Below are 13432 nucleotides of genomic sequence, written 5' to 3'. Positions count from 1 at the left end.
ATGAAACCCACAGCAGCACAAAGCTATGTGACCTTCATGTATGAAAACCTTTTCAGTCATATCGATATAGAAAAAGCCAATGTGCACATCCCTGATGGCACGCTGGATAAAGATGCGGTAGCAGGATACTGCCTGGCCTACGAAAAACAGATTGAAGAGCTTGGCGGGTTAGACCTTCAGATATTAGGTATCGGTCGTACGGGTCACATTGGCTTCAACGAACCGGGCTCGGCACCAAACTCGGGCACCAGGATGGTAACCCTTGATGATTTGACCAGGCGTGATGCTGCACGGGACTTCGGTGGTAAAGCTGATGTGCCAACGAAAGCGATTACGATGGGTATCGGCACGATCTTTAAAGCCAGGGAGATCATTCTGATGGCCTGGAACAAAAAGAAAGCACCGATCATCAAGAAAGCGGTAGAAGGAGAGATCTCAGGTGAGGTACCTGCTACTTACCTGCAATTATCACAGCATGTAGAATTTGTATTGGATGCAGATGCCGCATCAGAATTAACGAGGTTTGATACCCCATGGTTGGTTAAAGATTGTGTATGGGATAACCAGTTAAAGAAAAAGGCTGTTATTTGGTTAGCTAACGAGGTTAACAAACCTGTACTGAAACTAACAGAAGAAGATTACAATAACCACGGCATGGCGCAGCTGGCGGTAGAGCAGGGGCCGGTATATAATATCAACATTGATATTTTCAACCAGATCCAGCATACCATCACCGGCTGGCCGGGCGGCAAACCCGATGCGGATGATTCGCAAAGACCGGAAAGGGCACAGCCGGCCAAGAAACGTTCCATCATTTTCTCACCGCACCCGGATGATGACGTGATCTCGATGGGCGGAACATTCATCCGTTTGGTAGATCAGGGTCATGACGTACACGTAGCCTACCAAACCTCGGGCAATACCGCAGTATGGGATGATGATGTACTGAGGTATATGGAATTTGCGATAGACTTTACCAATAGCATCGGCGAAGACACAGCTCATCTTCAAAAATCATATGAAGATATGAGAGCTTTCTTCCCCACCAAACAGCCGAACGAGATTGACACCCAGGAGATCAGGAACGTGAAAGGTTTCATCAGGAAAACAGAAGCGATCTCAGGCGCAAGATATGCAGGCTTACAGGACGATCATATCCACTTCATGGCTTTACCATTCTACGAAACAGGTAAAACCAAAAAGAACTCGGTAGGCGAGGAAGATATCCAGTTAACGATTGAGTTGCTTCAAAAAGTAAAGCCACAACAAATTTTTGCGGCAGGTGATTTTGCTGACCCTAACGGTACCCACCTGGTATGCTTCAAGATCATATTGGCAGCGCTGGACAGGCTGAAAGGCAAAGAAGCATGGGTAGAAGATTGCTGGTTGTGGATGTACCGCGGTGCGTGGCATGAATTTGAGACCTACGAGATAGAGATGGCAGTGCCATTGTCGCCACAAGAAGTGATCAGGAAGCGTAATGCGATCTTTAAACATCAGTCACAAAAGGATACACCAGTATTCCCGGGTGATGATGCGAGGGAGTTCTGGGTACGCGCCGAAGACCGCACCCGTGACACCGCCCAACGCTATGACCGCCTTGGCCTTGCTGAATATGAGGCTATGGAAGCGTTTGTGAGGTATAAGTTTTAAAGGGAAAATCTTAACACAGAGCCAGACTTACGAAGTTTTTAAAACTTCGTAAGTCTTAAAATTATTAAGATGTCTTTATATTTTGTGAAGGCCATACGGTTTACCGTACGGCCTTTTTTTGTAGGGGAAATAGTATATTTATAAATAATGAGGGCAAGATTAACAAAAGTTAAATCAATAGATCTGAAAAAAGATGCTGCTGAAAAAGCGGCAGCGGAAGAAATAAAGACAAATCGGCAATCGGATAGAATAGTTATGTTGGTCTTTATTTTACTTGTTGTGATTTTTATTGTTTTGGGACTGATCTTTGGATTCCAACGACGGTTATATGTTTCTCAATAGAGGTAATAGTATAGAAAATGAAAATACGTCTTTCCCAGCGCCCGTGGGGATACGGCCGACGGGGTGAATAAAAATACTTTCTCCGCGTCATTGCGAGGTACGAAGCAATCCCCGATTAGGAGGTTCGCCCTGTATAGTTTGGGATTGCTTCGTACCTCGCAATGACGCTTTTTTAATGTATGGCTAAACAAAAAAAGCCTTCCTAATGGGGAGGCTTTTTTTGTTTATAGCTTTCAGCTTTTACCTTTCGGCTTTAAGCCTTAAGATGCCATTTGCTTGCGGATGATGTTCAACGCACCGCCTGCTTTAAACCACTCAATTTGCTGAGCATTGTAAGTATGGTTTACAGGGAATGATTCAGTTGAACCATCTTTGTGGTGTAACACAACGGTTAACTGCTGGCCTGGAGCAAAAGTAGTTAAGCCGGTGATATCGATGGTATCATCTTCCTGGATCTTATCATAATCGTTGTTATCAGCGAAAGTGATGCCCAGCATACCTTGTTTTTTAAGGTTGGTTTCGTGGATACGGGCAAATGATTTTACCAATATGGCACGTACACCAAGGTGACGAGGCTCCATAGCTGCGTGCTCACGTGATGAACCTTCGCCATAGTTTTCGTCGCCTACTACAATTGAACCGATACCTGCTGCTTTGTAAGCACGCTGAGTAGCCGGAACAGGGCCGTATTCGCCGGTTAATTCGTTTTTAACATTATCGGCAGTAAGGTTAAAGTAGTTGATAGCACCGATCAGCATGTTATTTGAAATGTTATCCAGGTGACCACGGAATTTCAACCATGGGCCTGCCATCGAAATATGGTCGGTAGTACATTTACCTTTAGCCTTGATCAGCAGTTTTAAGCCGGTGATATCAGTACCTTCCCATGCTTTGAACGGCTCAAGCAATTGCAAACGTGATGAAGTAGGAGAAACGATCACTTCAACTTTGCTGCCATCTTCGGCCGGTGCCTGGTAGCCTGCGTCTTCAACCGCATAGCCTTTAACCGGCATTTCAATGCCTTGTGGCTCGTCAAATTTAACCTGCTCGCCTGCTTCATTAGTTAAAGTATCAGTAAGCGGGTTAAAAGTTAAATCGCCGGCAATAGCAAACGCGGTAACAATTTCTGGTGATGCCACGAAAGCGTGGGTATTAGGGTTACCATCCTGGCGTTTAGCGAAGTTACGGTTAAACGAAGTGATGATAGAGTTTTTGCGGGTAGGATCGTCGGTATGACGGGCCCATTGGCCGATACATGGTCCGCAGGCGTTAGCCAATACCACACCACCCATTTGGGCAAAGGTATCAAGGTAACCGTCACGGTCAACAGTATAGCGTACCAGTTCCGAACCCGGAGTGATGGTGAACTCGGCCTGGGTTTTTAATTTTTTATCGATAGCCTGTTTAGCAATAGAAGCTGAACGGGTAATGTCTTCGTAAGATGAGTTGGTACATGAACCAATCAAACCAACTTCCAGTTTGGTAGGCCAGTTGTTTTCTTTAACCGCAGTAGCGAATTTAGAGATAGGCCAAGCCAGATCCGGTGTGAACGGTCCGTTTACATGTGGTTCAAGCTCAGATAGGTTGATCTCAATAACCTGGTCAAAATATTGCTCAGGGTTAGCGTAAACTTCCTCATCGCCGGTTAAGTGTTCAGCAATAGCATCAGCAAGCTCAGCAATATCAGCACGTGTGGTGCCTTTAAGGTAAGCCGCGGCTTTTTCATCGTAACCGAAGATAGAGGTAGTAGCGCCGATCTCGGCACCCATATTACAGATAGTACCTTTACCAGTTGCAGAAAGTGAACGTGCACCTTCGCCAAAATATTCAACAATAGCACCGGTACCGCCTTTTACAGTAAGGATACCTGCAACACGCAAAATAACGTCTTTTGCTGAAGTCCAACCAGAAAGTTTACCTGTTAATTTAACACCGATCAGTTTAGGGAATTTAAGCTCCCATGGTAAGCCGGCCATAACATCACAAGCGTCAGCACCACCAACACCAATAGCGATCATGCCTAAACCACCTGCATTAGGAGTATGTGAGTCGGTACCGATCATCATACCGCCAGGGAAAGCATAGTTTTCCAACACTACCTGGTGAATGATACCTGCACCGGCTTTCCAGAAACCAATACCATATTTATCAGATACTGAAGCCAGGAAATCGTAAACTTCACGGTTAACGTCAACAGCAGTACTTAAATCTTCAACAGCGCCAATTTTAGCCTGGATCAGGTGATCGCAATGTACGGTAGACGGAACAGCAACCTGCGGGCGACCAGCTTGCATAAATTGCAAAAGGGCCATCTGGGCGGTAGCATCCTGCATGGCTACGCGGTCTGGTGCAAAATCAACATAATCTACCCCGCGGCCAAACGCTTTTTGAGCATCGCCTTCGCTCAGGTGGGCATATAAAATCTTTTCGGTTAAAGTTAGGGGTTTACCGGTCGCTTTGCGGGCAGCCTCTACACGTGTGCTGTAGCGGTCGTAAACCTTTTTGATCATATCTAAATCAAAAGCCATTTGTATTTGATTTTTAGGTGAAAAGTAAAAGAAATTGACGTTAAGCCCGTTATCCGGCCTTAGGACGGCGAATTTACAAAAAATAACATTTGAAAGCTGTTAGTGATATGTACAAATGTTATTTGGATATGTTCTAAATAAGTGATTGGAGGTTAGTGGTTAGAGATTGGTTAGCAGCAGTTGCATTTTTGAGTGGCATACTACCAAAAGAAGGGTGTTATGAAAGCGTCATTGCGAGGAAAGAAGCAATCGCGAACTATGCAGAGCGGCTCTGTAAGTCGGGGATTGCTTCGTTCCTCGCAATGACGCGTATAAAATAACTGCTACTAAAATTGCAGCTAATTATTTCAACTGTTTCAAAATCTCCTCAATAGCCCTGTCCAATTGAGGGTCTTTATTTTCTATCCTGTCGGCGAAATCTGTTTTTACATAGATATCCGGTGTTACACCCGTTTTCTCAATGTCTTTACCATCAAGGGTATAGCAGCCCCAGGCCGGGATGCGGTAAAATGAGCCATCAACCAGGCCTTTGCCACTGGTGAAAATAATCCAGCGGTAGGTTTCGGTGCCGATGATCTTGCCTAATCCTAATTGTTTGAAGCCTTGAGATGTCATTTCGCCGTCGCTCAGGGTTTGCTCGTTCATGAGCAGGATAATGGGTTTAGCGGCCGGTGCAAAGTTAGGTTGCGGAGTTTTCTTGCCATCGCGATAAGCCCATTGCAGGTATGGCTTTTGCGACAGGAATTTCAAAACATCATCATGCACGTTGCCGCCGGTATTATACCTTAAGTCGAGGATGAGCGCATCTTTTTTGTAGGCATCATCAACCATATCTTCCAGAAAATCTTCCAAAGCGCCCTGCCCCATATTTTTCATGTAGGAGTAAGCTATGCGGCCTTTGCTTTTTTCGGCAACGGTTTTGGCGTTGTTTTCAATCCAGTCGTCGTAAAGGTTGTTTGATAAATCACCGGTTGATTCAGGGTGCAGCTTTACTTTAACATCTTTGCCTGCACGGTTAAAGGTTAGCTCAATTTCCCTGTCAAGTGATGGCTTACTGAAGTAATAGTTACGGTCCTGCTTTTCATCAACAGTAACACCGTTCACTGCTTTCAGGATATCGCCCGGTTTTACATCAATGCCGGCTTTATCTGCATTACTGCGGATGGCTATGCCGCTAACTTTATATGGCGAATCGTTATCAAAAATGATCCCGGTTTCCATGGTTCGGTAGGAGAGGGTTTTCTTCTCCTCGCTGCCATTTGAGTAAAAACCCTGGTGCGATGAGTTTAGTTCGCCCAACATATCGTTTAGCAACAGCCGCAGGTCGGCCCGGTTGTTAATGTAGGGTACAAAGGTTTGGTAGCTGTCGTGTACTTTTTTCCAGTCGGCCCCGTGGAAATTGCCATCGTAATAGTTTTCATCAAGCCCGGCCCATGTTTCGTCAAACATCTGCGCAAATTCACCGGCCATATTTCGGGTAAAGTTGTAGTTGATTTCAACCTTGTCCACTTTATTGGCATCAATGTTTAAGGTATAGATATTGCCGCCGGCCGATAGGAAGTATTTATCACCATTTCCGAAAATGTCGAAATTACCAAAGTCACCGCCGCCAACTTTTTCAGTTTTAGGTTGTTCAAATGCTTCAAGCGTGGTACGGTAAAGTGCTGCTTTACCTTCGCTATGATTTGAGGCGTAGTATACCAATGTTTTATCTCCCTTTTGAATCACATAAGATCCCTGGGCCTGCCCAAACTCCGGACTGATCCGTTCCAGACGCTTCATCAGTTCTTCGGTATCTATTACAATATCGGAAGGTGCTTTTGGTGTAGGTTGCTCAGATAAAGGTTTCTTTTTGGCAGAAGCTTTTTTGTCTTTGTCTTTTGTCTTGCTTTTATCGTCATCTTTCTTTTCTTCTTTAAACAAAGCAGTAAATTTATCCATCTTAAAAGGATCATCATACTTTTGCAAAGGCATGCGGTAAACGTGGGCATCCTTTGAACCGTATGGATACTCAGGTTGCGTACGTGATGATGTGAAATAAATATACTTACCATCCGGCGACCAGAACGGTGCCGCCTCTGTAACGCCACTGTTGGTAAGGTTCAGGATCTTTCCGGTTTTTATTTCATAAACAAAAACGTCCATTTCAAAATTGCGGTAAGCATTGTATACCACATACTCGCCATTGGGTGAAAAACGTGGCTGTGGATTATAAAAGCCCCAAAACTCATCGGTAACAATGGTTTTTGAAGTAAGTGCTTTCAGATCCAGAAGCTTCAGCTCATTGCGGCCGCTTAGGTAAATGGCTTGTGTGCGGTCTTTATTCATACTCAGCAGGCGGTTGCTGCCTTTATCGGTGGTAAGCTGCTTTTCTTTACCTGTACCATCTGCTGCTATGGTGTACCAGTTAGGGAAACCGCCTAAAGTTTGGCCAAAAATAAGGGTTTTGTTATCGCTCATCCAGCTTACCTCAGTAACACGTTCGCTGGTATTGCGCTCCAGCTTTTGGATGAATTTGCCTTCGGCGTCGCTTACGAAAAGTTCGCCTCGGGATACAAAGGCCAATTTTTTGCCATCGGGCGATAAAGCTGCCGACTCAATTTTGCCCCCTACCTCAAACGATTGATCTTTAGGTAATACGTTATTGCGGAACAGGTTTAAACTCAGTTTTTGTGTTTGCTTGGATGCTACATCGTAAACAAAAATCTGGTAGTCTTTTTCAAAAACAACCTTGCTGCCATCGGCGCTAATCTGAGGGCGTTTAATGGAGGTAGGGAACTGGGTTAAAGCAGTTTTTTTACCATCAACAAAAGTGTACAGGTTATACTCTTCATTACCTTCATCGGATACGAAATAGATGTTGCCGTTTTTGTCGATGGTAGTCCAGAAATCCTTACCCTGCCAGTCGGTATATTTTTTATAAGCTTTGGTTTTAGGGTTGTACGATTGGATATCGGGGTTATAAGCGCCTTTGTAATGCTTGCGGGTTGGGAAATAGATACTTTCCCAGGTATTGCTAAAAAACAGTTCGCCCGTTTGCGGGTGCTCGACAACGCCATGTACGGTATTGAAATAGTGCCCGAACAACCGGGTTGGAGTTCCTCCGGTGGCGGCAACCTTATACTCGCTGAAACCGTTATAGCGGCCGGAAGTAAAATAGATGGATTTTGAATCCCATGTCCAGGAGTCAACATTATCCGGAGCATCGTTAAAGGTGATCTGTTTGATATCGCCGCCGGCAAGGGGCATTACATATACATCATTGTTGCCAAACTGGTTTGATGAAAAGGCCAGCCATTGCCCATCAGGCGATACATGGGGATTGGTTTCTTCACCCTGCATGGCGGTGAGTCTTGTAGCTGTCGGACTGTTAATGTCGGTTTTCCAAAGGTCCCCTTCGTAACTGAAAATTACGGTTTTGCCATCGGGGCTAAGCGTAGGGTTGGAAGCAAAATACCCCGCCGTGGTTTGGGCCTTAAGGTTTGTTTGACACAATACTGCCGAAAACAATACGATGTATAGTTTCTTCATATGGTTTAAGTTTTATGAATAAATGTATTTTTGAGCCATGTTAAAAGTGGTGCACCTTAATACGTATGACGGTAATGGCGGCGCGGGCAGGGCCTGCATGCGCCTCAACCGGGCATTACTAAGCCAAAATATCGATTCTAAAATTATAGTACATTATAAATTTGGAAATAATCCTGATATCAAGACTTTTAACCGTAATGTTATCCAAAAATCATACACAGCAGCAACCATTATATTGGAGCGTATACTGGCAAAACGCTTTTTAAAACCCGATAGCCGTACCCCGTTTTCCTTTACCTGGTTTGGCCGCTCGGTGATCAAACACCCTGATGTTAAGAATGCTGATATCATTCACCTGCACTGGATCAACCATGGTTTCCTGGATCCAAAACATATAGCCGAAATTAAAAGATTAGGTAAGCCTATAGTATGGACTTTTCACGACAGTAATGCCTTTACCGGCGGCTGCCACGTGCGTTATACCTGCGATCACTATCTAAATGAATGTGGTAACTGTCCGCTGCTGATCAATGCCGGCGATAATGATATTTCGCACAGCATCTGGAAGCAAAAAAATAAAGCTTACCAGGAGCTTGATTTTAGCATAGCTGCTCCGAGTTCATGGATGCAGGCTTCTGTAAAGAAAAGTAGCCTGATGCAGGGTAAATCCGTCAACCACATTCCCAATACGCTGGAAACGGATATTTTTAAACCTGCGGATAAAAAACAGGCGAAACAGCAAGCCGGGTTGCCGACTAATAAATTCATTTTTTTAAGCGGATTTATGCCCTCGCGCAAGGACCTGCACAAAGGCACACAGTACCTGCTGGAGAGCATGGAGTTACTTAAGGTACGCTTGGGAGTAGATGCTGATCAAATTGAAGTGGTAGTATTTGGCAACCGGGGGACTGAAAATGTACCGGACTTTCCGTTTAAAACCAGCTTTTTAGGAACAATCAATAACGATGAAAAGCTGGCCCTGCATTACGCTGCGGCCGATGCTTTTTTGATCCCTTCGCTCGAAGATAATTTACCTTACACCGTGATGGAAAGCCTGAGTTGCGGAACACCGGTGATAGCCTTTACAACGGGCGGCATACCCGACATGGTGAAACATGAGCATAATGGGTATTTGGCTACCTATAAATCATCCGAAAGTTTTGCCGATGGGATGGAGTGGATCATCAAACATCCTGAAAGGGAAAAGCTGAACCAGCAGGCTCGGCAAACCATTATGGATACCTTTTCGGAAGAGGTGATTGCTAAAAAACATATTGAAGTATATCAAAGGTTATTGAATAAGGGAGGTAATAATGTTTAACCGAAGGCTAAGCGTTATCACTATTGTTTACAATAACGTGAGGGATATTGAGCGTACCATTCGTTCGGTGGTTAACCAAACGTATGCTAATATTGAATATGTAATTGTTGATGGCTTATCGAATGATGGTACCTTACAGGTCATCGAAAAATATAAAGATCGTGTAACCAAAATCGTTAGTGAAAAAGATGAGGGCATTTACGATGCTATGAATAAAGGCCTCGCTTTAGCTACGGGTGATTATGTGATCTTCATGAACTCGGGCGATGAGTTTTATAATAACGAAACTGTAGCGGCTGTTTTTGCTTCTGCGGAGGATGCCGACATCTACTATGGCGAAACCGAAATGATTGCCGATGATGGTACCAGCTTAGGGCAGCGCCGGCATAAAGCGCCTGCAAAATTTACCTGGCGGGGTTTTAAATATGGTATGAGCATCAGCCACCAGGCTATCTATATCAGGCGTTCATTGGCTGAACCATATGACCGCCGCTACCAGCTCAGTTCGGATATCGACTGGATAATCCGCGCAGCAAAAAAAGCTAAAAAGATTGTTAACGCTAACCGTTACGTAGCTAAATACCTGGTAGGAGGGATGTCGAAGAAAAAACACCGCCAAAGCTTACTGGAGCGTTTCGATATCATGAAAAGGAACTACGGATTGATCCCAACTGTTTTTAACCACTTCGTTATCGCCTTTAATTTGGGATGGTACTGGTTGAAGAATAGAAGGACGAATGACTGAGGTAGTTTCTGTTAATTGTGAGAGTGGTAGGTTTCCTGGCCGTAATAAGAGAGCTCGTGCCTATTTGAAAAATACTTAACAGCGTCATCGCGAGGTACGAAGTAATCCCGGATTAGTACGGCCGCTCTGTATAGTTTGCGATTACTTCGTACCTCGCAATGACGGCGAAGAGAACTAAAAGCTACTGCTGCTGATATCTGCTTAACTTATCGTAAAGTACCCGCGGATCAAAGGGTTTAAGGATATAATCATTCATGCCGGCGTTGTTGATCTCGCCCATTTGGTTGCTGAGCATAGAGGCCGTAAGGGCAATAATTGGCAATTGCTGGAAATAAGCATCTGTTTTAGCACGGATAATACCGGTGGCTTCCAAACCGCCCATCTCGGGCATGTGGATATCCATCAGCACCACGTTGTAGTTGCGGTTAGTTTCAACCTTTTCAATAGCCTCAATACCGTTCTCGGCAAAATCGGCGCTGGCTCCCCACTTCTTCAATATTTTATTAATGAGGAGGCGGTTGATCTGGTTGTCGTCAACTACTAAAACATTTATTTTAAGTCCTTCTTCCACGTTATTGCTATTTCTGTTTAACTGGTAATCGCCTTTTTTAAAACCTATGGTGAACCAAAAAGTTGAACCCTGGCCCAGCACGCTGTCAACATTTATCCGCGAGTCATGCAGTTCAATTAAACGCTTGCTGATAGCCAGGCCTAATCCTGTACCGCCATATTTGCGGGTAGTATCCATTTCGGCCTGCTTAAACTGTTCAAATATGGTGCCCAGTTTATTAGCGGCAATACCTATACCGGTATCAATTACCGCAAACCTTACACGTACATCGTGCTCACTTTCCTGTATCACTCGCAGGTCGATAGTAACACCTCCTTTGCTGGTAAATTTAATGGCATTACCAACCAGGTTTAATAATATCTGGATCAGCCGGGTGCGGTCGCCCAAAACTACTTTGGGTATGGCCTCATCAATGCTTTTGCTAATATAAATATTTTTTTCGCCGGCTTTATACTGCATCGAACTTGTTATGCTTTGAACAAGCTCCGTCAAATCAACCCGCTCCTTTTCAAGCTCCACGTTCCCGGTTTCGATCTTGGCAAAATCAAGCACATCATTAATGAGTGTCATCAGGTTTTCGGCCGAGAACCTCAGAATATTAAGGTTTTCTTTTTGCCCTTCAAGCGGATCATCCTCCATTAACAAATGCGACATACCAATTACGGCATTCAGCGGCGTACGGATTTCATGGCTCATTACCGATATGAACATATCTTTGGCGCGGCTTAGCTGTATGGCTTCTTCACGGGCAGTGATCAGTTCAATTTCGGCCTTCTTTTTAGCAGTGATATCAATGATAACCTCTATGTATTTATCAACCTGGCCCTTGCTGTTAATGATCACCGAGTTAATCACCGAGATCCATAAAGGCTGCCTGTCCTTACGGTAAACCAGCAGGTCAACCTCAAATGACTGTTTGTTGCGTGACAGCTCACGTGCCTTTTGAATAATAGATACATCTGTAAGCTCGCCTTTAAGCACATCTCCGAGATGATTATTTTCTACATCGAGTAAAGTATAGCCGGTTATTTGTTCAAAGGCTTTATTTACCCACTCCACCTTTCCGTCACTATTATTAATCACAACACCGCTGGCCGTACTGCTGGCCACTAACGAAAGCATGGTTACCTGCTCTTCCGTTTTCTTGCGTTCTGTAATGTCAACCATTACAGCTATCTGCCGTTCAACGCTGCCAACTTCGTTAAACAGCGGACTGTTTGATAAAAACACCCAGATCGGTGTTTTATCCTTTTTATAAATTTTTATTTCAACTTCGTAGCCCCGCTTTTCCTCTACAGCTTTTACTGCGGCTTTAAACACATTGATGTCAGTATCTTCTCCAAGCAGCATAGTGCCAAACATTTTGCCGCGCATTTCATCAAGCGTATAACCTGTGATATTTTCCAGGGCTTCGTTCATCCAGACCACCTCACCAGTATTACTGCGGATCAGGATGCCGCTCGGCGATTTACGGGCTGCAAAGGAAAGGATCTCCAGATCCTGCTCAATCTTTTTGCGTTGGGTTATATCAATAATAACCCTGATGAATTTATCGGTTTGCCCTGCACTGTCGCGAATCACGGAGTTAAATACCGAAATCCATACCGGTTCGCCATCTTTTTTATCGATGAGCAGGTCGACCTCATAGGATATCTGTTTACGGATAGCTTCATCAAGCCTTTTCACCGCTTCGGCATCCAGTGGAACTCCCTTAAGCACATCGCGCAGGCGACGGTTTTCCACATCGGCCTGGTTGTAGCCTGTTATCTGCTCAAAAGCTTCATTGGTCCAGATCACCTCATCGGCCACATTACTGATCACCACACCACTGGTAACCTTACTTGCTACCAATGATAATAATGCCAGTTCATCGGCTACCTTTTTCTGATAGCTGATATCGCGCCCGCTGGCAAACCATTTATCATTTTTAAAAGTTACCGACCAGCTAATGCATTTGATATCGCCCGATGGTGTTACAATATGCGCTTCTATTTCAAAATGACGCTGCTGCCTGCTCAATCCCGTTTTCAGCACCAACAGCAATTTGGCCTGCTCTTCTTCCGGGAAAAAATGCCAGATAGGTTTGCCAATAACTTCGGCAGGTAAATAATCCAAGACTGGTTTGGCAGAACTGTTAATTTGTTCAATGTTAAAATCCCTGTCCATGATACAATGGATATCGGGCGAGCTGTCAAAAAGGTTATGAAACTCCTGGTGGCTCTTCAAGTTTTGCTCCAGTTCCAGTTTCTGTTTGCGGAGCAGCAAGTGCGACATTACCTCATCGGCCAGTGTACGGAGCGCATCGCGTTGTTCGGCCGTGAGTTTGCGGGGTTTTGTATCAATAACACATAATGAGCCTAAGCGGTGACCATCCGGGTCGATCAATGGCGCGCCGGCGTAAAATCGTACGCCCATTTCATTGGCTATGGGATTGTCCTTAAATTCCTCGTCTTCTTTAGAATCGATTATTTCAAGAAGCGCGTCGGATTGGATAGTGCGGTTGCAAAAAGCGTCGGCGCGGGGTGTTTCCCCCACGTCGACGCCGTATGTTGATTTGAACCATTGCCTTTCGGCATCAAGCAGCGTTATCAACGCTACCGGTACCTGGCATATATAGGAGGCTAAACGCGTAATTGCGTCGTACTCCTTTTCGGGCATGGTATCCAAAACATTGTATGACTTAAGCGCCGCTAAACGCTTATCTTCTATGTTTGATGGATCTTCCTGCCTTGGTGTCATTT

7 protein-coding genes are annotated in these 13432 nt (G+C 44.7%); 4 read left to right on the top strand and 3 right to left on the bottom strand.

What is annotated here, in order from left to right:
• Positions 1 to 1653: PIG-L family deacetylase (locus tag AC1DUD_RS26210; RefSeq protein ID WP_477379997.1), on the top strand; the 1653-nt coding region annotated here is incomplete at its 5' end.
• A 147-nt stretch (positions 1654 to 1800) separates the two neighbouring features.
• Entirely contained in the window at positions 1801 to 1995 is a 195-nt protein-coding gene (locus AC1DUD_RS26205) for a hypothetical protein (RefSeq protein WP_477379995.1), read from the top strand.
• Positions 1996 to 2255: 260 nt separating this feature from the next.
• On the opposite strand, the gene AC1DUD_RS26200 is transcribed toward AC1DUD_RS26205, so the two are convergent.
• Together AC1DUD_RS26200 and AC1DUD_RS26195 are read right to left on the bottom strand one after the other, a co-directional pair.
• The gene (locus AC1DUD_RS26200; protein WP_477379993.1) at positions 2256 to 4523 is read right to left on the bottom strand and encodes an aconitate hydratase; all 2268 of its coding nucleotides are present in this window, start codon (positions 4521 to 4523) and stop codon (positions 2256 to 2258) included.
• A 342-nt stretch (positions 4524 to 4865) separates the two neighbouring features.
• A complete protein-coding gene (locus AC1DUD_RS26195) occupies positions 4866 to 8054 on the bottom strand; it encodes a S41 family peptidase (RefSeq protein ID WP_477379991.1) in 3189 nt (1062 codons plus the stop codon).
• A 37-nt stretch (positions 8055 to 8091) separates the two neighbouring features.
• On the opposite strand from AC1DUD_RS26195, the gene AC1DUD_RS26190 reads away from it, so the two are divergent.
• Positions 8092 to 9375 carry a glycosyltransferase family 4 protein gene (locus tag AC1DUD_RS26190; RefSeq protein ID WP_477379989.1) on the top strand — a complete coding sequence of 428 codons (1284 nt, stop codon included), beginning with the start codon at positions 8092 to 8094 and terminating at the stop codon, positions 9373 to 9375.
• The gene (locus tag AC1DUD_RS26185; protein ID WP_477379987.1) at positions 9368 to 10120 is read left to right on the top strand and encodes a glycosyltransferase family 2 protein; all 753 of its coding nucleotides are present in this window, start codon (positions 9368 to 9370) and stop codon (positions 10118 to 10120) included. Before AC1DUD_RS26190 ends, AC1DUD_RS26185 begins: the two co-directional genes overlap by 8 nt.
• Positions 10121 to 10301: 181 nt before the next feature.
• On the opposite strand, the gene AC1DUD_RS26180 is transcribed toward AC1DUD_RS26185, so the two are convergent.
• Positions 10302 to 13430, bottom strand: coding sequence for a PAS domain S-box protein (locus AC1DUD_RS26180; protein WP_477379985.1), 3129 nt, complete (start codon positions 13428 to 13430; stop codon positions 10302 to 10304).
• Positions 13431 to 13432: the final 2 nt, after the last annotated feature.

The organism is Mucilaginibacter sp. P4_A11, assembly GCF_056402535.1.
This window is presented reverse-complemented; position numbering and strand designations above follow the sequence as displayed.